At 60.0% G+C, this 20,060-nt stretch carries 13 protein-coding genes; 8 read left to right on the top strand and 5 right to left on the bottom strand.

Translation table 11 applies throughout. The annotated features are described in order from the left end of the window. Positions 1-14: 14 nt before the first annotated feature. Positions 15-1,112 (top strand): DUF2855 family protein, encoded by a 1,098-nt coding sequence (locus tag Q0887_RS05355; protein WP_299192966.1) that lies wholly within the window; start codon positions 15-17, stop codon positions 1,110-1,112. Positions 1,113-1,122: 10 nt separating this feature from the next. On the opposite strand, the gene Q0887_RS05350 is transcribed toward Q0887_RS05355, so the two are convergent. Beyond that, complete coding sequence (locus Q0887_RS05350; RefSeq protein WP_299192965.1) at positions 1,123-2,889, bottom strand: D-aminoacylase; 1,767 nt, start codon at positions 2,887-2,889, stop codon at positions 1,123-1,125. Between the two features lie 81 nt (positions 2,890-2,970). Between Q0887_RS05350 and Q0887_RS05345 the strand changes: the two genes are divergently transcribed. Further along, positions 2,971-3,888 carry an alpha/beta hydrolase gene (locus Q0887_RS05345; protein WP_299192963.1) on the top strand — a complete coding sequence of 306 codons (918 nt, stop codon included), beginning with the start codon at positions 2,971-2,973 and terminating at the stop codon, positions 3,886-3,888. On the opposite strand, the gene Q0887_RS05340 is transcribed toward Q0887_RS05345, so the two are convergent. After that, a complete protein-coding gene (locus tag Q0887_RS05340; protein WP_299192961.1) occupies positions 3,885-4,736 on the bottom strand; it encodes an alpha/beta hydrolase in 852 nt (283 codons plus the stop codon). The two genes, Q0887_RS05345 and Q0887_RS05340, sit on opposite strands and share 4 nt — an antisense overlap. A 122-nt stretch (positions 4,737-4,858) precedes the next feature. Further along, a complete protein-coding gene (locus tag Q0887_RS05335) occupies positions 4,859-6,556 on the bottom strand; it encodes an alpha/beta fold hydrolase (RefSeq protein WP_299192959.1) in 1,698 nt (565 codons plus the stop codon). A gap of 243 nt (positions 6,557-6,799) precedes the next feature. Between Q0887_RS05335 and Q0887_RS05330 the strand changes: the two genes are divergently transcribed. The 4 genes from Q0887_RS05330 to Q0887_RS05315 all read left to right on the top strand — a co-directional run bounded on the left by Q0887_RS05330 (position 6,800) and on the right by Q0887_RS05315 (position 14,329). Further along, positions 6,800-8,977 (top strand): EAL domain-containing protein, encoded by a 2,178-nt coding sequence (locus tag Q0887_RS05330; RefSeq protein ID WP_299192957.1) that lies wholly within the window; start codon positions 6,800-6,802, stop codon positions 8,975-8,977. A gap of 168 nt (positions 8,978-9,145) precedes the next feature. After that, the gene (locus Q0887_RS05325; RefSeq protein ID WP_299192956.1) at positions 9,146-11,323 is read left to right on the top strand and encodes an EAL domain-containing protein; all 2,178 of its coding nucleotides are present in this window, start codon (positions 9,146-9,148) and stop codon (positions 11,321-11,323) included. A 55-nt stretch (positions 11,324-11,378) separates the two neighbouring features. After that, complete coding sequence (lepA, locus tag Q0887_RS05320; protein ID WP_299192954.1) at positions 11,379-13,196, top strand: translation elongation factor 4; 1,818 nt, start codon at positions 11,379-11,381, stop codon at positions 13,194-13,196. Between the two features lie 89 nt (positions 13,197-13,285). Continuing rightward, positions 13,286-14,329 (top strand): tetratricopeptide repeat protein, encoded by a 1,044-nt coding sequence (locus Q0887_RS05315; protein WP_299192952.1) that lies wholly within the window; start codon positions 13,286-13,288, stop codon positions 14,327-14,329. A 124-nt stretch (positions 14,330-14,453) separates the two neighbouring features. Here the strand turns inward: Q0887_RS05315 and Q0887_RS05310 are convergent, their stop codons facing one another. After that, positions 14,454-15,047, bottom strand: coding sequence for a PEP-CTERM sorting domain-containing protein (locus Q0887_RS05310; protein WP_299192951.1), 594 nt, complete (start codon positions 15,045-15,047; stop codon positions 14,454-14,456). A 517-nt stretch (positions 15,048-15,564) separates the two neighbouring features. On the opposite strand from Q0887_RS05310, the gene Q0887_RS05305 reads away from it, so the two are divergent. Together Q0887_RS05305 and Q0887_RS05300 are read left to right on the top strand one after the other, a co-directional pair. After that, positions 15,565-16,347: an outer membrane protein assembly factor BamD gene (locus tag Q0887_RS05305; protein ID WP_299192949.1), complete on the top strand. Its 783-nt coding sequence runs from the start codon at positions 15,565-15,567 to the stop codon at positions 16,345-16,347. After that, complete coding sequence (locus tag Q0887_RS05300; protein ID WP_299192947.1) at positions 16,283-17,014, top strand: DUF2461 domain-containing protein; 732 nt, start codon at positions 16,283-16,285, stop codon at positions 17,012-17,014. The genes Q0887_RS05305 and Q0887_RS05300 overlap by 65 nt, the downstream gene beginning before the upstream one ends. Here Q0887_RS05300 and Q0887_RS05295 read toward each other — a convergent pair. Next, the gene (locus Q0887_RS05295; RefSeq protein ID WP_299192945.1) at positions 16,981-20,049 is read right to left on the bottom strand and encodes a DUF2339 domain-containing protein; all 3,069 of its coding nucleotides are present in this window, start codon (positions 20,047-20,049) and stop codon (positions 16,981-16,983) included. The genes Q0887_RS05300 and Q0887_RS05295 overlap by 34 nt on opposite strands. Between the last annotated feature and the right edge of the window lie 11 nt (positions 20,050-20,060).

Raw genomic sequence — 20,060 nt, 5'->3', positions numbered from 1 at the left:
AGGAGACACCCGCAATGACATTAGTCCAAGTCCATGTCCGCAAAGACGAACTCACCAATGCCGTTCTGGCCGAGGCCGATAGCGGCGCGCTCGCCGAAGGGGCCGTGCGGCTGAAGGTCGAGAGCTTTTCGGTCACCGCCAACAACATCACCTATGCGGTGGTCGGCGACGGGTTTGGATATTGGAACTTCTTCCCGCCTGCGACTGAGAACCCCGAAGGCTTGGGGATCGTCCCGATGTGGGGGCACGCCAAAGTGGTCGAGAGCAACAATGCCGAGATCGCCGTGGGCGAGCGGGTCTATGGCTATCTGCCGATGGGCAGCGAGCTGGACGTTGTGCCGGGCAATGTCTCTGCGGGCAGCTTTGCCGATATGTCGGCGCATCGCCAGCCGATGAGCCCGATTTACAACCAATATTCGCGCCTGGCCGCCGATCCCGAGCATGATCCGGCGCGCGAAGCCGAGCGGATGATCTATGGCCCGCTGTTCAAAACAGGCTTCATCATCGACTACTTCATGCGTTCCGAAGGTTGGTTCGATGCAGGCGAAGTGATCCTCACCAGCGCATCCTCCAAAACCGCGATGGGACTGGCGAGCGTCGCCAAGCAAAACTCGCCCCATATCAAGCGAGTTGGCCTGACATCGGCGGGCAATATCGACTTTGTCGAAAGCACCGGGCTTTATGACAAGGTCTTGTCCTATGACGAGATTGGCAACCTGCCGATCAACGCCTGCGTCACGGTCGACTTCGCTGGCAATGCTGAGGTCCTAGGCAAGTTGCATCACCATTTCGGCGACACTCTCAAATACTCGTGCCTCGTCGGCGCGACCCATATCGAGGCGCGCAGTTCGATGGGCGGCGGGGCATCAGACCTGCCCGGACCCAAACCGATCCTGTTCTTCGCCCCCGATCACTTCGTCGCCTTCTTCAAGGAACACGGCCCCGCCGATGGCGGCATGATGATCGCCAAGACGTGGCACGGCTTCCTCTCCGCCGTCGAAGGGACAGTCGAGATCGTGAAACTCTCCGGCCTCGAAGCCGCACGCACGACCTATCTGGAAATGGTCGGCGGCAGCGTCGATCCGGCCAAGGGGATTGTGATCGAGCCCTAAGGCTGAGTGCTTACTCCGCCGCCTCAGCCAGTTCCGCGCGCTGGGGTCCACGGATCAGCCCGCCGGGGGTTTCGCCGGTCCATTTGCCGTTCTCGAATGTCACTGCGCCGTTCTTGATCGTGTAGGCATAGCCATCGGCCTTTTGCAGCAGGCGCTTGCCGCCTGCGGGAAGGTCGAAGGCGAGCCACGGGCGGCCCAGTTTCAGGCTCTCCATGTCGATCACGTTGATATCGGCGAGAAAACCCGGAGCGATCACGCCGCGATCTTCGAGGCCGTAGAGCACGGCTGTGTCGCGGCATTGGCGCTTGATCGCCTGTTCAAGGCTGATCCGCGCGCCGCGCTTGCGGCTTTTCACCCAGTGTTCGAGCATGAATGTGGGTGAGGCTGCATCGCAAATCGTCCCGCAATGCGCGCCGCCATCGGACAGCGAGTTGACTGTGTCGTCGGCGTGCTGGAGCGGGTGCAGGAAATCGAGATTGCCATCGACATAATTGAGGATCGGCAGATAGATAAAGCCGGTCGCATCCTCGCGGCACAGCATGTCATAGGCGTATTCCTGCGGGTCGATCCCGGCAGCCTGCGCGCGCGCATTGACGCTGGCAGAGGCTTCGGGTTCGTAGTCGAAATCGGGGTCCATCTCGTATTGTAGCGCCCAGCCTTGGGTGATCACCATCACCACTTCGATGATGTCCATCGGCGCTTCGGAATAGTCATTCGCCTCTGACAGCATTTGCGCCTTGAAGGCCGGATCGAGCAGCTTTGCTTTCTGCTCTTCCCACGAAAGTTCCTTGATCGCCTGCCAGCTGGGACGGAAGGCGAAGGGGTTCACCGTGCCCTGCCACGCCATGATGATGCCGTTGCCGCGCAGCGCGATCTGGGCGACGATGTTCGCGCCATTGTCGTTCTCTGCGCGCATATTGGCGATCTGCTCGTCGAGCGGAATGTCCTTCTTGATCGACTGGAGCGCTGCGAAGGTGACGGGCACACCGGCCTCGCGGCTCAGCTTGCCCATCCATTCAAATTCGTTCCATTCGCGCATCAGATCGCTTGCCATTTCGAACACCGCATGCCCCCCGGCCTGCTTGCCGCGGCCCAATGCGTGACCGATGGCGACCAGCTCTTCGGGAGTAGCGGTCGTGCCGGGCACCAGCTCGCCATCGACCGATTTGTGCAGGACGGTGCGCGAGGTCGAGAAGCCGAGAGCGCCTGCGCGCACGCCTTCCTCGACGATGTCGGACATCGCCTTGATGTCGTCCTCGGTCGGGATAGCGCCGGGCTGTTCGCGGTCACCCAGAACGTAGGCGCGGACCGCGCCGTGGGGGACATGAGTGCCGATATCGACCGTGCGCGGGAGCTTCTCCAGCGCATCGAGATATTCGGGGAAGGTCTCCCATTCCCAGGTTATGCCCTCGGCGAGCGCGGTGCCGGGAATGTCCTCGACCCCTTCCATCAGGCTGATCAGCCACTCGTGGCGGTCGGGTTTGGCCGGGGCAAAACCGACCCCGCAATTGCCCATCACAACCGTGGTGACGCCGTGCCAGCTCGACGGGGCCATTTCCTGATCCCAGGTGGCTTGCCCATCATAATGGGTGTGAATATCAACAAAGCCGGGCGCGACGACTTTACCGCTCGCGTCGATCTCGCGCTCCGCGTCGCCGGCAATATCGCCGACCGCCGCGATCACGCCGTCTTTGACCGCAACATCGCCAGTGAAGCTCCCGGCGCCGGTCCCATCAACGATAGTCCCGCCGCGGATGATAAGGTCAAATTGTGCCAATCGAACTCTCCCGAATGTCTTTCCAAGTCTTTGTTTGAAACCTAACTATCACATTGCGCGGGCCGGTGCTACGCTCTCGAAATGGAGAGAACACCTAGCTGGAGCCCGCCTGCTGACAGCGGCATCGCGATACGCTGGATCGAGACGGCGGGGCTGACTTTCGAAGTCGCCGAAGCAGGGGTTCAGAACAGCGCCGACAACCTCGCGCTGTGCCTTCACGGCTTTCCCGAGCTGCATTATTCGTGGCGGCATCAGATGCCCTTGCTGGCGGGGAAGGGATATCGTGTCTGGGCACCCAATCTGCGGGGCTATGGCGGGACGGACCGTCCGGCCGAAGTGCGCGACTATGCGATGGACCGGCTCACCCAGGACGTTGCCGATCTGATTGACGCGAGCGGAGCGAAGAGCGTCACTCTGTTCGCGCATGACTGGGGCGCGATCATCGCATGGTCTTTCGCCATATCGAAGCTGCGCCCGCTCACCCGCCTTATCATCATGAACGTCCCGCATCCGCGCGTGGCGATGCGCGAGATAAAGCGGTGGGAGCAGCTCAAGAAGAGCTGGTATATCTATTTCTTCCAGCTTCCGTGGCTGCCTGAGACGTGGCTCTCGCGGCGCGGGGGCAAAGTGGTCGGGGATCTGATCGCCAAGACCAGCTGCAACACGGAGCGGTTCGGCCCTGAAGTGCGCGACATCTACTCCGCCGCTGCCGCACGGCCCGGAGCGCGCAAGGCGATGGTGCACTATTACCGCGCGCTGCTGCGCCACCGCGACACGGTCGACATGCGCGACTTCACCGTCGATGTGCCGACGCTGATGGTGTGGGGCGAGGAGGACGTCGCGCTCAACATTCACTGCACCGAAGGCACAGAGGAGTGGGTGCGCGACTTCACGCTAAAGCGTCTGCCCGGCGTCTCCCACTGGGTGCAGCAAGATGCGCCCGATCAGGTGAATGCGATTTTGGGAGAATGGTTGCCTGAGGCCAAAAGCGCCGCTTAAGCCGCCGCCTGCTCTTCCTCAGTCGCGGGGCGGTTGAGGAAGGTCTGCATCGCTTCGGTGCATTCATCCTTGTGGCTGAGCAGGAACAGGTGCCCGCCGTCTTTCATCACCACCAGTTCGCTATTGGGGATCAGCATGTTGAGGAATTTGCCATTGGCGAGCGGCACAATCGCATCGTCATCGCCCATCATGATCAGCGTTTCCTGCTTGAGCAGGAAGGGCAGAGCAGGCGCGCTGGTCCAGCCGAGCATGCACATCAGTTGATACATATAGCCGCGCGGGGAAGGGGGCTTGAGGCGTGACATGTGCCCGCCTTTGCCCGCGCTTTTGCCCAGACCCTGACCATAAAGCGTCTCGAAATTCTTGAGCATGAAATCGGGGTCGATATAGCGGCGCGGATTGGCCATTTTGGTCAGCGCCTTGGGGCTGCCCGGCATCATCAGCATTCCTGCGCTGGTCGCGATCAGGACAACACGCCGCGTGCGCGCAGCGTGCTGCATGGCAAAGTGCTGCGCGATGCCGCCACCCCAGCTGATCCCCATCACATCGACATCGCCGACGCCCAGCTGGTCGAGCAATTTCGCCGCGGTCCAGCTGATTGTGAAGGGGTTGTAGGGCACCAGCGGGTCAGGCGATTCGCCCACGCCCGGCATGTCGAACATGATGAAGGGACGCTCCGGCAAAGCCTCGGCCAGCGGGGCCACAGCCTCGATATTGGCCCCGATCCCGTTGAAGAACAGAACAGGCAGATGATCAGAAGGCTCACCCAGCCTCCAGCACGCAACCCGTAGCGTCCGGCCGCCCACCTGCTCCATCGTGACAGTAGCGTTGTCCATAGCTTCGCTCATGCGGAATTTGTCCTTCTCGGTGCGACCCGATTGTGTCTGGTTGAGGCGATGGGCAGGGTTTCCCGCTCCCGTTTAGAAGCAGAAATCCGAGCTTTCACAGCCCTATGCTGCGCTGCGGTATATCAGACTTCTTCGACGACGTAGAGTCCGGGGGCAGCTTCCTGTGGAGGATGTTTCTTGCTTCCCAATTTGTCCGGCGCTGGCATCTTGTCGCCCGAACGCTCCTGGATCCATTCCATCCAGTACGGCCACCAGCTGCCAGCCACCTCTTCGGTGCCTTGCAGCCATTCATCGGCGGTCGCGGGCAGCTTGCCCTTCTTCTTCTGAACGAAATACTTCGCCTTGGGATTGCCCGGAGGGTTGAGGATCGCCTGCATATGCCCCGATTGGCTGAGCACATAGGTGACGTGCTTCGCGCCAAACAGGTGCGTCGAGCGATAGGTCGCCTTCCACGGGGTGATATGGTCGGTTACGCCGCCCAGGATGAACATGTCCGAGGTGACTTTGCTGAGATCGACCTTGTGATCGGCCATCTCGACTTCGCCCTGCTTGGTAAAGGCAAGCGTTTCGTAAAGCGTCAGGAAGTCACCCATCAGGCTGGCGGACAGGTTGGTCGCGTCCGAATTCCAGAACAGAACGTCAAATGCCGGCGGGTCCATGCCGAGCAGGTAATTGTTGATGACGTAGCTCCAGATGAGGTCGTTCGGCCGCAGCCACGCAAAGCCGCGCGCAAGGTCATCCGCCTTGATGATCCCCTTCTTCGCCGCGCGCTGGCGGGCGAGCTTCATCCCGTTCTCGCTAACCAGCGAGCCGGCCTCGATATCGGTGGCCTTGGGGTGGAGCACGCAGACCATCAATGTCAGCGTGCCGAGAATTTCGTTTCCGGTCGCAGCGAGCTTTGATGCGAGCACCGATGCGGTCTGTCCGCCCGAACAGCCTGCCGAGACATTGACCTTGTCCGATCCGGTGATCTCAGAGACGACTGCGAGCGCTTCCTCACAGCTGGAGATATAGTCGGCCATGTCCCAATGGCCCTGTTCCTTCGACGGGTTGCGCCACGAAATTACGAAGGTTTGCAGCCCGTTATCGACCTGCCACTTGATAATCGACTTCGCGGGCGAGAGGTCGTTGATATACATCTTGTTGATCTGCGGCGGGATCGTCAGCTGGGGGATCTCGTACACTTCGTCCGTCGTTGGCGCGTAGTGAACCAACTCGTACATTTCGGTCCGGTGGACGACATTGCCTTTCGATGTCGCAATGTTCTCGCCAATCTTGAAGGGGCGCTTGTCGACCTGGCTGACCATGCCCTTGTTATGGACCATGTCGTTATAGGCGTTTTGCAGGCCCTTGATGAGCGATAGACCGCCTGAGTTGATCAGCTGCTTTTGCGCGACCGGATTGCCGACCAGCGTGTTGGTCGGGGCGAGGCCGTCGATGATGATATTGGCGATGAAGTTTGCGCGGTTGCGCTCCAGCTCGTCCAGCTCAAGCTCTTCGAGCCAGCTGCTCATGCCCTTTTGCACCGCGAGGTAATATTGCGCTCCGGCGCGGAAGAACGGGTTGTACTGCCAGGCTGGATCCTGAAAGCGCTTGTCCTTGGGGTGGGGGGCAAGTTCGCTTTTGCCGGTCATGATCTTGACCATGTCCTCACCCATCGAGCGCGCGTGTTTCATCATGCGCTGCGGGTCGGAGGCGGTTTCGCGCAGCAGAACTGCGATGGCGCTGACGAAATCCTCACGCGCAACGCCGATTAGCGGCCCCAGAGCGTTGGTCGATTGTGCGGCTTCGTTCTCTAGCTTTACCGTTCCGTCTGACATCAGCGTTTCCCCTGAAATTGCGAGGCTTTCCGCCCCGCATTGAATCTGAACACCCCAAATGGCCTGCAATTGCGTCCATGACAAGGATCAGCGCCGCCCATTTCCCTTCATGATTAACGACATGACGGGCCCCATAGCGGGCGATCACCTAAACTTCGTGGAGGTCGCGCCCCAAATTATCCAATCCTTCATCCTTTATTGGCTATGGCCGGAGTGGTTAATTTTGCGAGGTGTTAAGAGGCAATGGCCGGATTGTTGTCACGGCTCAAGAAGGTTGAACCTGTTGAGCAGGGCGAAGGGGAGCTAAATCCCTTCGGCCATGCCAGCAGGGCTGCGCTGCTTGGAAGTTTGGAAAATTCCGATCTTGGCTGGTTCTGGGCGAGCGACGCGGGTGGCCGGATCGTCTATCTTTCCGAGCCTGCCGCACGGCGTATCGGCAAACCTTCAGAGGAAATTGTCGGGCTGACCATCACCGAGATCTTCGCGCCGCTTGATGACAACGATACCCCCACAAACGAACGCCCGCTCAAATTTCAATTGGCCGCGCGTAATGCGATCAGACCGGTCACTGTGCAACTGGGCATTGGCGAACATCCCGGCTGGTGGGAGATCGCCGGCGTTCCCCAGATTGACGAAGAGGGCAATTTCAACGGTTATCACGGCATCGCCCGTGACGTCTCCGAAGAACATGAGAGCAAGCGCAATGCGGAGAAATTGTCGCGTTATGATTCGCTCACCGGACTGTCGAACCGGCACCGGACGTCCAAACTTCTTGAAACAACGCTGACTGCTTTCAAGGCCTCAAAGCGGTCCTGCGCCATCATGCTGATCGACCTCGACCGTTTCAAGCAGGTCAACGATACGATGGGCCATCCAGCGGGCGACGAGCTGCTCAAACAGGTTGCGGGCCGCCTCAGGCGCATACTCGGTGAAGATGTCGAGATTGGGCGTATCGGCGGGGACGAGTTCAAGGTCATCATGCCCGATGAGGAAGATCGCGGCGTTCTTGGTGATCTGGCGCAGCGCACGATCCAGATGATCTCTCAGCCCTATTCCGTAAACGGTATGCGCGCAGTCATCGGCTGCTCGATCGGCGTTGCAATCGCTCCGTTTGACGGGATCGAATCCGATGAACTGATCAAGGCTGCCGACCTTGCGCTCTATGCCGCCAAAGGTGGCGGGCGCGGGCAATTCCGCTTCTATTCGAGCGATCTGAAAGATCAGGCAGGCTATCGCCACCAGATCGAATCCGATCTGCGCGACGCGATTGCGAAAGATGAGCTGGAGATGCATTTCCAGCCGATTGTTGATGCGAAGACGCACGAAGTTGCCTGCGTAGAAGCGCTGATGCGCTGGAACCACCATGAACGCGGGATGATCTCGCCAGCTGACTTCATCCCGGTGGCCGAAGAGGTCGGCATCATCCGCGAGATGGGCGAATGGGCGCTCAACAATGTTTGCCAAACGATTGTGAACTGGCCGGGTGCGGTGACTGCCGCGGTCAATGTGTCAGCGGTGCAATTCTCGTCTGAGGATTTCGTCGAAATTGTCCGCCGCGCGCTTCAGAAATCGGGTGTGAATCCCGAACGGATCGAGCTTGAGATTACCGAAAGCGTGTTTGTTGGCGATATGGAGCGCGCCTTGCGCGTCTTCGCCGAGCTAAAGGAGCTCGGCGTCCAATTGTCGCTCGATGATTTCGGCACAGGTTATTCCTCGCTCAGCTATCTGCGCGATGCGCCGTTCGACAAGATCAAGATCGACCAGAGTTTCGTTCGCGGCTGCACTGCGCCGGACAACCGCAACGATGCCATCATTGCCGCCGTCGTCGGCCTGGCGGGCGCGCTGGGCATGAAAACGGTTGCGGAAGGCGTCGAGACCAAGGACGAATTGGAAGCGGTCACACAGCAAGGCGCGACGCTGCTTCAGGGCATGCTCTTCTCACGCGCCATTCCCGGTGAAGAAATCCTCGATCGGCTCGAAAGAGGCGAACTGGAATTCAAGCCGCTTGGCCCTGCAAAGTATCGGTCGGATCGCCGCACCCAATTCCGCAAGATTGGCCTTATCCACGGTGATGACCGTTACAATGTGTTCCTGCGCAATCTTTCCAAGACCGGAGCCAAGGTCGAAGGCCTTCTCGATGTGCCGGTCGGTACCGACATCGTGCTGGACCTGGGCGGCGGGCAATTGGCGGTCGCAACGGTTCGCCGTTCGGAAGGTTTCAGCCAAGGTGTTGAATTTGAAACGCATCTCATAAATGACGGGGCGAACGGCCTGTGCACACGGCACCGTGTTTCGCCCTATCAACTTGAGGCAGCCGGCAAGCCCCTGCGTTCGCTTAATGACGAAGCGGTGGCCGTCTACACGGGCGCTGCACGCACTTCGCCCAAGGCATTTGTCGAGGTCGAAATCGGCAGGCGCTAGGCGCGTTGTGACAACGCGCCGTGCCCCATTGAGGTGCGCCCGGCAAAGAAGTGCCCTTCTTCGCCATATTCACCAGCGATCTTAGCTAAAAAATAACCAACCGAATTTACAGCTGGTCAAGGACGGTAAAGTCCAGATTTTTAGACTGTTTTAAGAGGAAGGCACGAGATGCCCCTTAAGGGTTTCTTGTCAGGGAAAATCGGTTCGGGTTCGCGCGGTGCATCAAGCGCGATGTCCGATACCGAAAAGCTCGCCATGCTTGACGAGCTGGAACAGTCCGGCCTCGGCTGGTTCTGGGCCTGCGACCGCGATGGCAATGTAACCTATCTCAGCGCGGCTATCGCCGAGAGGATCAACGTCCCGCTGGGCGAGCTGCTCGGACAGCCGCTTGCCAGCGTGTTTGTTTCCACCGACAGCGATGGGCGGACAAAATCGCTATCGCTGAAGCTTGGCGCGCATAAGGCTTTCTCAGGCTTTGCGGTGCGTTCAGAAAAGCGTCCCGATGGTCCGGTGCTGCGTCTGTCAGGCCAGCCGGTGTTCAATGGTTCGAAATATGCCGGGTTTCGCGGCACTGGCGCAGACATCAGCGACGAATTTCACCGCGAAGAGGAAACCCAGCGGCTTGCCAAGTTCGACTCGCTTACCGGGCTTTCCAACCGCCACCGGATGAAGCAACAGATCGAGAGCACGATCACCGCGTTCAAGGCGGCCAAGCGCAATTGCGCCGTCATGATGCTCGATCTCGACAAGTTCAAACACGTCAATGACACGCTCGGCCATGCTGCGGGTGACGAGCTGCTCAAACAGGTCGCAGACCGGCTCAAGCGCTCGATCGAAGTCGAATGCGAGATTGGGCGTCTGGGCGGTGATGAATTCCAGATCATGATCCCCGACATGGATGATCGCGGCGAGCTGGGCGAGATCGCCATGCGCGTGATCACCATGCTCAAACAGCCATACTCAACCGAGGAAGGGCGCTGTGTGATTGGCGCCTCTGTCGGCATCGCGATCGCGCCGCATGACGGAGTGAATGCCGATGATGTCGTGCGCTCTGCCGACCTTGCGCTTTATGCGGCCAAGAATGGCGGGCGGGGGCAGTTCCGCTTCTTCTCAGGCGAGCTTGAGAACGAGGCCTTGTTCCGCCGCCGGTTGGAGGAGAATCTTGGCCTTGCGGTGCAGGATGAGCAGCTCTTCCTCAAATACGAACCCATCGTCAGCGCCGAGGATCAGACCGTGCGCGCACTCGAAGCGCATATCTGCTGGATGCACGACCAGCGCGGCGAGATTGACGAGGAGGAATTTGCCTCGATCCTCGACGGGTCGAGTCAGGTCATCGAAGTCGGCACTTGGGCCATCCGGCAGGCTTGCCAGCACGCGGCTGAATGGCCGGAGACGGTGCGGGTTGCGGTCAATGTGCCAGTTCCGCTCTTCGCCGCCGACGGCTTTGTCGATGCCGTGTCGGAGGCTTTGAGCGATGCCGATCTACCGCCCAACCGGCTGGAGCTGGAAATCAGCGAGGCCGTGTTCTTCGGCGACACCAACGTCGTCGACCGCACATTGGCGCAGCTGTTCAAAATGGGTGTCCGGTTGACGCTCGACGAGTTCGGCAGCGGCTATTCCTCGCTCGCCTATCTGCGCCGCGCGCCGTTCGACGCGATCAAGATCGACGAAGCGCTGGTTTCCGAAGCGCAGGCGCATGACAGCAACGAGCTGGGCCTGATCAAAGCGATTGTCGCGCTTGCTGGCGCGCTCGAAATGGACACGATTGCGAACGGCATCGAAAGCACCGAGCTGTTTGACCAGCTCAAGGCTTGCGGTGTGAAGCGGATGGAGGGGCCGATCTATTCCGACCCCGTCAGCCGCGAAACAGTCGAAACCGAACTGATCGGCGATACGTGGAAAATCGAGCCAAGCGGCGACCGATTGAAGCGCGCGCGCCGCCGCACCGTCTTCCGCAAGATCCAGGTCATTCACGACGATCATTCCTACGAAGTGACCTTGCGCAATCTTTCCAAGACCGGCGCGCTTATCCAGGGCCTCGCCGAAGTGCCCAAGGGCACGCAATTTGTGGTCGATCTGGGGGGCGGGCAATTGGCGGTCGCCACCGTGATCCGTTCCAATGGTGACACGCAAGGGCTCGAATTCGAACAGTCGCTGGTCGAGGACGGTTCGGGCGGTCTGTGCACCCGCAACCGCGTCAGCCCCTATGCGCTGGCCTCTGCCGGAGCGCCGCTAATGGCGCTCGATCCGGGCGACTACAAAGGGATGACGGGCGGCTTGCTGGGGCAGGGGGGAAGCGTCCCGCAATTCGGCTATGCCCCGCCGTCAAAATACGAGGCGGCATAAGCGGTCTATTTTCGGGAATGACAGGCGCGAACAGGCCCGCTAAACGCGCGGTCAAATGACTGACCTTTCCCTAATTCGCAATTTCAGCATCATCGCTCATATCGACCACGGCAAGAGCACGCTGGCCGACCGGCTGATCCAGTTCACCGGCGGGCTGACCGCGCGTGAGATGTCCGAGCAAGTGCTTGATAACATGGATATTGAGCGCGAGCGCGGTATCACGATCAAGGCCCAGACCGTCCGGCTCAATTACACCGCCAAGGACGGCAAGACCTATCAGCTCAACCTGATGGACACTCCGGGCCATGTCGACTTTGCCTATGAGGTCTCGCGCAGCCTCGCCGCATGCGAAGGCGCGCTGCTGGTGGTTGACGCCGCGCAAGGGGTGGAGGCGCAGACGCTCGCCAATGTCTACCAGTCGATCGAGCACGACCACGAAATCGTTCCTGTCATCAACAAGGTCGACCTGCCCGCTGCCGAGCCGGAAAAGGTCCGAGCCGAGATTGAGGACATTATCGGCCTCGACGCCTCCGAAGCCGTCCTCACCAGCGCCAAATCGGGCATCGGGATTGAGGACGTGCTCGAAGCCGTCGTCGCCAAAATCCCGCCTCCGAAAGGCGAGCGCGACAAGCCTCTAAAAGCCTCTCTCGTCGATAGCTGGTACGATCCCTATCTCGGCGTCGTCATCCTTGTGCGCGTGATGGAAGGCGTTCTGACCAAGGGGCAGAACATCAAGTTCATGCAAGGCGGCACCCAGCACCTTGTCGACCGCGTGGGCTGCATGCGCCCCAAGATCGAGCAACTGCCCGAACTCGGCCCCGGCGAAATCGGCTTTATCACCGCGCAGATCAAAGAGGTCGAACAGGCCCGCGTCGGCGACACGATCACCACTGTCAAAGGCGGAGCTGCCGAAGCGCTCAAGGGCTATAAGGAAGTCCAACCGGTCGTCTTTTGCGGCCTCTTCCCCGTTGACGCCGCCGACTTTGAAAAACTGCGCGAGAGCATCGGCAAGCTGCGGCTCAACGATGCAAGTTTCTCCTACGAGATGGAAACAAGCGCGGCGCTAGGTTTTGGCTTCCGCTGCGGGTTCCTCGGCCTGCTGCATCTGGAGATCATTCAGGAGCGCCTGTCACGCGAATACGATCTCGACCTTATCACCACCGCGCCATCCGTGGTTTACACCGTCCACCTGTCTAAATCGAAGACCGAGGACGCCAAGACGATCGAGATCCACAACCCCGCCGACTGGCCCGATGTGAACCGCATCGACGTGATCGAGGAACCGTGGATCAAGGCGGTGATCTACACGCCCGACGAATATCTCGGCGCGATCCTGAAATTGTGTCAGGACCGCCGCGGCATCCAGACCGACCTCACCTATGTCGGCGGGCGCGCGCAGGTGACCTACGAATTGCCGCTCAACGAAGTGGTCTTTGATTTCTATGATCGCTTGAAGTCCATCTCGCGAGGCTACGCCTCTTTTGACTACGAACAGATCGGATCGCGCGAGGGCGACCTTGTGAAGATGAACATCCTCGTCAACGCCGAAGCAGTCGACGCACTCTCGCTGATCGTCCACGCATCGGTTGCCGAAGAGCGGGGCAGGGGCATGTGCGAGCGCTTGAAAGACCTGATCCCGCGCCACCTTTTCAAAATCCCGATCCAGGCGGCTTTGGGGGGCAAGATCATCGCCCGCGAAACCATCGCCGCTCTGCGCAAGGACGTAACCGCCAAGTGCTATGGCGGCGACATCACGCGTAAGAAGAAGCTGCTGGAGAAGCAGAAAAAGGGCAAGGCGAAGATGCGCGAATACGGCAATGTCAGCATTCCGCAGGAGGCTTTCATCGCCGCACTTCGAATGGGTGAGGAATAAGGCGAAAAGCCTCGCAGATCGCGGTTAATCTGCAGATGCGTTTAGAGAATTTTCAACTCACCCGGCTAACCATCGGGCCCATGTCGTCAATGCCGAAACCGAACCGAAACTCGCTCGCTCTGATCGCGGCGGCCTGCGCGCTGTTGAGCGCGTGCGAGGCCCCTGTCGAAGTCAGTTATGAAGACGCTCAGGCAGCCTATGATGCCGGCGACATGGTCCTTGCCGGTGAACATCTTGTCGCGCTGATAGGCTCTGGCAAAGATGATGCGCAAACCCGTTTGTTGCAGGCGCGTACCATGCTGATGCTTGGCGATGGAAATCGCGCGCTTTTGGCGCTGGAGCAGCTTCCCGAAGGTGCTTTGCCAGCGGAAGAAATGCGCGCGATGACTGCACACGCGCAAATCCTCCAAGGCTATGCGCATCGGGTTGCGGCGAATTACGAAAGCCTGCCTGATGAAGACTTCACCGAAGAAGACTTTCGCATGCAGCTTTGGGCGTTTCGCGAATTGGATGAAGGCGAAGATTTCGACGCTAATATCGGCCCCGCATTGGAGCGGTTTCCCGATAGCGTAGCGATCAACACAATGGCGGGATTGCAGCTGGTCGAAAATGGCCAGCCTTTCGAAGCGATCGATTATGCGCAAATAGCCTATGCGAACGCGCCCGAAAGCCTCGATACTTTGCTACTCATAGGGCAGATCGAAATCCGGCGCGGCGATCTGGAAAAGGCGCTCGAATATTACGAGTTGGCGCACAGGTTCCACCCGCATCACGCGCTTCCCTTGGCCAATATCGCTGGATTGCAGCTTGATCTGGGGGAAATAGGCGCGGCGGGAGAGACGCTTGATGCCGCTCTGAAAGACCATCCTGATTTTGCGTTTCTGAACTTTCAGTCAGCCCGGCATCTGTTCGAAACCGGCAATATCGAAGCTGCGCGTCTGGCCGTGGAAAAAGCGCGCAAGAGCTTTGCAGACAATATCCAGTTCATCCTGCTCGAAGCGCGGATTGAGGACAAAGCGGGTAATGCGGCTTTGGCCATCGATCTCTACCGGCTTTATCTGAACAGCTTTGGCTACCACCGCGATATAGAGGCGCGCATTGCGGAGCTGGAAGCTGGCGCTACTTCGACCTGAAACAGGCGCTGGCGGTAAAGCATTTCAGACACGAAAAAGGGGAGCGATTGTTCGCTCCCCTTCGTCTATTCGCATTGCGCTCTAAGCGCATGAAACGCGCTTGCAGCGCGTCTGGGCGCTTGGCTTAGGCCTTCTTGCGACGGCGCCACAGGATGGTGCCAGCGCCAAGGCCGAACAGTGCAAGCATGCCCGGTGCCGGAACCGGAACACCGCCCGAAGAGGTGGACGTAGAGCCACCCGAGGTCGAACCACCGCCCGAAGTCGAAGTGCTCGAACCGCCCGAAGAAGTCGACGAGCTGCTGATGATCGGCTGTTGCGGCTGAACGTGAATGTCGCCGCTTGGGTGCCAGATGCTGATCTTGTTGAAGAGCGAGCTGCCTTCATAGGTGCGGAACTGCGTTACCAGTCCTGTGCCCGAAAGGTCGCGGCCATTGAACGTGCCCGAAATGCTGTCGAACAGGAACTTGTTGCTGTGGTCGGCGCAAATGCCGTTGCAGCGGACGTCGGAACCGAAGGGCTGGTCGGCGCTCCAGTTTTTGAAGGATTCGCCCTGACCGAAGGACTGATTGCCGCCGGCATCCTGCAAAACCACTTCACCTGTTACATTGTCGATCATGATGAAGCCGCCGCCATCAAGATTATACTTGAAGGTATCAGCCGCAGCCGGGCTGGCCATTACGAGCGCCGCTGCAGCGGCAATCAGAGCTTTTTTGTACATAATTTTTCGAATCCCCATACCTGGTTCAAATCTGTGCGTGCGACCGCAGACGATCATTGTCTGGTGCAGGGTATTCACACTTCGTGCCAAACTCGGGGAGCGGCGGAATTCTTAGAGTTCTAGGGTTAACCGCCTACGGTAAAATCCTTAACTGTAAATTTTTCCGACGTTTCGGTTGGGGTGTTTCTTTATGACTTGGCCGCTTCTTGATCGCCACAACGGCCTCAAAAATGCGCAGTTGCTGCGACGATGGCCGCTTTCCTACACCGGCTCGCACCGCTATTTCCGAATGCGTGAAACAGTTGCACGCCAAGCCTCGAATTGCGTTCTTTCTCGCGCGCATTCCAAACCTTCGCATCACACGGAAAAATATTCCCTCAGGACCGTGTAACATGCGGTCCATGTTTCAATGTATCATTGGTGAAAGAGGGCGCAGCGGCGATCCTGCAACGCTTCACCGGAAAACCTCGCGCCTTTCACTTGGCGTTCAGACCAGCGCTGGCTATAGGCTTGCCCCATGATCAAATCACTTCGCAACGCCGTGCTGCTTTCAACCGCTGTCGCCACTCTTGCCGCCTGTTCGGGAGGCTCGGCTGACGAGGACGTCGCCTATGTCGCGCGCGACGTGGAATCGCTCTATGCAGAAGCGCAGCGGCGGCTTGACCGGGGGAACACGATTCTGGCGGCGGCTCTGTTTGACGAAGTGGAGCGCCAGCATCCCTATTCGCCATGGGCGCGGCGTGCGCAGTTGATGAGCGCTTTCAGCTACTACATTGCGCGCGACTACAACAAAGCGATCCAGAACGCGCAGCGCTTCCTGTCGATCCACCCGGGGAACAAGGATGCGCCTTACGCCTATTACCTGATCGCGCTCTCCTATTATGAGCAGATCTCGGACGTGAACCGCGACCAGTCGATCACCGAGCAAGCGCAGATTGCGCTGCGCGAGGTTAATCGCCGTTTCCCGCAGACCGAATATGCGGCTGATGCGCGCTTGAAGCTTGATCTTGTGGCCGATCACCTTGCGGGCAAGGAAATGGAGATCGGGCGATACTACGCGCGTTCGGGCCGCTGGCTCGCGGCGGCTTTGCGGTTCCGCAACGTGGTCGAGCAGTACGAGACGACCAGCCACACGCCTGAAGCTCTGTACCGCCTGACCGAAAGCAGCCTGGCGCTGGGTATTCGCGAGGAAGCGGTGAAGTACACCGCTGTTCTTGGCGCGAACTATCCGGGCAATGAGTGGTACGAGAAAGCCTTCGAACTGGTTGAAGACCACGCCAGCGACGTCAACCCGACCTGATCCGGCACCCGCGATCATGCTAAGTGCCGAGACCACCCGTTTCATCGAGGATCTCGCCGCCAACAATGACCGCGACTGGTTCAAGGCGAACGAAGACCGGTACAAGCAGCATTACAAGCTCGCCGGTGAGGGCTTTGCCGAAACGCTCGCGCATAGGCTCGACGAAGCGCTGGATACGCAGCTGACCCCGCGCAATTTCCGCATCTTTCGCGATGTGCGTTTCTCCAAGGACAAAACGCCTTACGCCCCGCATCTGCGGATTGGGCTGTCGCGACCCGACGCCGCACCGGACCATCCGTTTCTGATGACGGGATTGCAGCTCGGCAAGCTGGTGATCGGGGCGGGGCGGATGAGCTTCGAGAAGCCCACGCTGGAGCGGTTCCGCGAGGTAGTTGCTGGAGAGGACGGCGAAGAGCTGACGGCGATGCTGGACGGTTTCACGGCCAATGGCGCGCGTCTTGGCAAGCCCGATCTCAAACGCGTGCCTGCTCCCTATGACAAGGATCATCCACGCGGCGAACTGCTCAAATACAAAGGGCTGACGGTGTGGCGTGACTTCGAGGGGCACGACATGGCCTATGGCGAAGGCGGTCCTGCGAACGTAGCAGAGGCTTTGCTCGAATTCCGCCCGCTTTACGACTGGCTGGCCGAACTTACCTCTGCCTGATCGGGTGGCACTTCGCCTGCATCCTCGCCGCCGCGCCGGGCCAATTGCTTGGTATAGACCCAGCCAATACCGATCAGGCTGAAGCCGAGCGCCATGAAGCTCGCCACGCGCAGCAGGCCTTCTAGCCCCGCCGCGTCGATCAGGAACACCTTCACCACCGCACCCAGCATCAGGACCAGAGATCCGATCCGCCAGCTGCGCTGTCCGCGCCACGATCCCCACCACAGGAAGCCCAGCGCCAGCACGATCCCGAGCAGCGAGATCAACAGGCTCTCGGTCTGGGAAATCGGCGTCGATGTCAGGACCGAGCCTGCAAACACCTGCCGCAGTAGCGAAAGGCCAAGCAGCGCGATCAGCGCCATGCTCACCGCATCGACAGTCGCTCGCGCGAAGCGGGGCGCATCATCCCACTGCGACAGCGCCATCCAGATGCCGACAATCGCTGCGGGGTAGGCCAGCAGCAGCCAGTTCGCGATCGGCGTCGGCCCGACATGCTGCGCCATCAATAGCGGGTTGTGCAGCACCAGCGAAAACCACACGAAATGCATCAGCGTCAGCGCGATCAGCGTCAGGCTGACCGGTCGGCGGTAATCCGCAGGCAGGAGCTTCTGCGCGCCGTAAGCTGCGACCAGCAACAAAGCCTGCCAGACGCTGCGCTCCCCAAATCCGTAATGCTCGAAAGCGAGAAGCGAGGTGATGTTGAAGCCCAGTTTGAACAGGCTGTGCAAAGCAATCGCGGCGATCAGGCAAAGCCCCAATGCCATCGCAGAGCGTTGCTCGATCGATTGATTCTCGCGCTTCCAAACCAGCATGGCAAAGGCTGCACCCAGCGGCGCAATCCGCAGCGCCAGATCGACTGGCGCAATCGCGGAAGTCGCGAGGAAGGGCATCCCGATCATCGCTTCCGACCCCGCCATCACCCATTCGAACAGCGGCTCAGCGGCCCATAGCCCGGCGATGACAAGCGCAGTTGCGCAAGCCGCGAGGCGCTCCTCTTGCCAGCGGAGCAGGATCGCAATGGCTGCGAGCGCGGCAATCCATGCCAGCGCGTCCGCGATCCCCAAATGGTGGGCGATCTGCGCAACCGCGCCGTAGGTGAGCATGACCGCCAGAACCTCGCCAAATCCGCGTCCGACCCGGCTCCGGCCCAGCCATGCCATCGCGGCGAAGGGCGAAGCTGCCGCGAGCCAGCGGATGAGAGCGCGAACCAGATCGACCTCTTCGGTGATATTGCCCAGTCGCAGGATCTCGCTTTCGAAATCGGGCGAAAGCAAGAGCGCGGCGATTGTTAGCGCTGCGCTCAACGCATAGGCAATTTTGACCGCGAGCGTGTCACGCTGTGAATAGCACCACAGGAGCAACGCCGCAGCCAGCAGACCCGACGCCGGCGCAAGCCATGCAGGGGTGAGCAGAAGCAGCGCGGCAAAGGACAGCAGCACCGCCGGTATCAAAAGGAGCAGCGGCTTGCGCGTAGCATCGTCCTCTTCGCGGTGCCACAGAATCGTAAAGGCAAGCGCGGGCAAAAGCGCAAGGCCGAGTATACAGCCGCCCAGCAACGGCTCGATATCGGGCGAACCCCATCCGCCATATCGGGTGTAGATCGCGATCGCGATGCCCAACGCCACGATGCTGAGTTGAGCAAGATCAAGGTGACGGGCGCGCCCGAATGCCTGATGCGCCAGTGGGACGAGGGCAAAGATCGCGACCTGCGCAGCGGCGACCAAAGCGTAGAATTGTGGGTCAGGATTGCTCCAGATCAGCAGCAGCCACAGGCCGACACCCGCTGCGACCAGCGAACCGGGCCGAAGCTCTGAAAACCGCCAGCCCAGGCCAGCGAGTGCAGCGCTTATCAGCAGATACAGACCCCATGTAAGCGGAGCAAAATTGGCCTCGCTCACCAGCACCGCCATCTGCAAAGTTGCGATTGCTCCCGATGCGAGCACAGGCAGCGAAGGCCCGCCTTTCGAGCGTAGGAAGGCGGGCAGGACGGTCCCGAGCACGACCAGATAGGTGCCGACTGCGATGAAATCGGCGCTGTTACCGACGCCGCCAAAGATCATCAGCGCGCCCCAGCCAAGCCCTCCGGCCAGCGCCGGCAGCCCGAGCCAGTTGCGCCCTTGCGCGTGTCCTGCCCAGACCAGTCCGCCCGTCACCAGCGCGAGGTAGAAGGACAGCAGCGGCACATTGGCGCTGTCGCTATTGACCAGCATCGGTGCGGCGAATCCGCCGACCAACCCGATGACCGCGCTCGGCAGGCCGAAGCGGAAGGACAGCGCAATTGCGGCAGCCGTCACCACGGCAAGCCCGACAAAGGCGGTGCCGGCCCCGATCAGTCCGTATGCGGTTCCGGCAAGGTAGAATGCGCCATAGAGCGTCGCCAGACCTGCGCCTGCCAATGCTTGCCGAACACGCGGATCGCGCAGGCGCTCTTCAAAACGGTAGGCGGCTTCGGCACCAGCCAGCAATGCGAGACCGAACACAAAGCTCAACGCCACTCGCACGCCGGCTGTCAGCAGGCCTGCCTCGATCGAGAAACGCACCAGAAAGATGCCTGCAATCGCAAGCGCAAACCCGCCGCCCCAGATGGGCAGGCGTCGGCCAAAAATGTCCTCGAAGTCGAAGGAGAAACCCGATTGCGACTCGATTTCCTGTGTGAGCGCCGGTTCGGGCTCTTTTGCATAGGCGGCCGCGGCGACTGGCTCTGGCTGCTCTGGCAGCGCAGTTTCCTCTTGCGGGGCTTGTTCGGGTCGAGACTGTTCTTCGAACGGGGGTTCCGCCTGAGATTCCGGAACCGCTGGTTGGGCCGGTTCCTCCGCGAAAGGATCAGGAACTGGTTCGGGAGCGCTTTGTGGAGGCGTCGCTTCCCGGGCAACTTCTGGATCAGCCTGCGTGCCTGCCTTCGCGTGTTTCATCAGGTCGTGGCTGAGAACAATGATCTGATCGCTCAAATGTTCAACGCGCCGCTCCAGCGAGTCGATGCGCGACCAGCAAAAGGCGATGCCGCCACCCAATAGAAGGATAAGGAGAATTTCCATAGACCCGCAGG

The sequence above is a fragment of the uncultured Erythrobacter sp. genome, from assembly GCF_947492365.1.
Lineage (GTDB): Bacteria > Pseudomonadota > Alphaproteobacteria > Sphingomonadales > Sphingomonadaceae > Erythrobacter.
This window is presented reverse-complemented; position numbering and strand designations above follow the sequence as displayed.

What these genes read in the sequence shown, in the direction of transcription:
- Q0887_RS05355 (WP_299192966.1), top strand. Translation starts at nt 15, where the DNA reads ATGACATTAGTCCAAGTCCATGTCCGCAAAGACGAACTCACCAATGCC.
- Q0887_RS05345 (WP_299192963.1), top strand. Translation starts at nt 2,971, where the DNA reads ATGGAGAGAACACCTAGCTGGAGCCCGCCTGCTGACAGCGGCATCGCG.
- Q0887_RS05340 (WP_299192961.1), bottom strand. Translation starts at nt 4,736, where the DNA reads ATGAGCGAAGCTATGGACAACGCTACTGTCACGATGGAGCAGGTGGGC.
- Q0887_RS05335 (WP_299192959.1), bottom strand. Translation starts at nt 6,556, where the DNA reads ATGTCAGACGGAACGGTAAAGCTAGAGAACGAAGCCGCACAATCGACC.
- Q0887_RS05330 (WP_299192957.1), top strand. Translation starts at nt 6,800, where the DNA reads ATGGCCGGATTGTTGTCACGGCTCAAGAAGGTTGAACCTGTTGAGCAG.
- Q0887_RS05325 (WP_299192956.1), top strand. Translation starts at nt 9,146, where the DNA reads ATGCCCCTTAAGGGTTTCTTGTCAGGGAAAATCGGTTCGGGTTCGCGC.
- lepA (WP_299192954.1), top strand. Translation starts at nt 11,379, where the DNA reads ATGACTGACCTTTCCCTAATTCGCAATTTCAGCATCATCGCTCATATC.
- Q0887_RS05315 (WP_299192952.1), top strand. Translation starts at nt 13,286, where the DNA reads ATGCCGAAACCGAACCGAAACTCGCTCGCTCTGATCGCGGCGGCCTGC.
- Q0887_RS05310 (WP_299192951.1), bottom strand. Translation starts at nt 15,047, where the DNA reads ATGTACAAAAAAGCTCTGATTGCCGCTGCAGCGGCGCTCGTAATGGCC.
- Q0887_RS05305 (WP_299192949.1), top strand. Translation starts at nt 15,565, where the DNA reads ATGATCAAATCACTTCGCAACGCCGTGCTGCTTTCAACCGCTGTCGCC.
- Q0887_RS05300 (WP_299192947.1), top strand. Translation starts at nt 16,283, where the DNA reads ATGAGTGGTACGAGAAAGCCTTCGAACTGGTTGAAGACCACGCCAGCG.
- Q0887_RS05295 (WP_299192945.1), bottom strand. Translation starts at nt 20,049, where the DNA reads ATGGAAATTCTCCTTATCCTTCTATTGGGTGGCGGCATCGCCTTTTGC.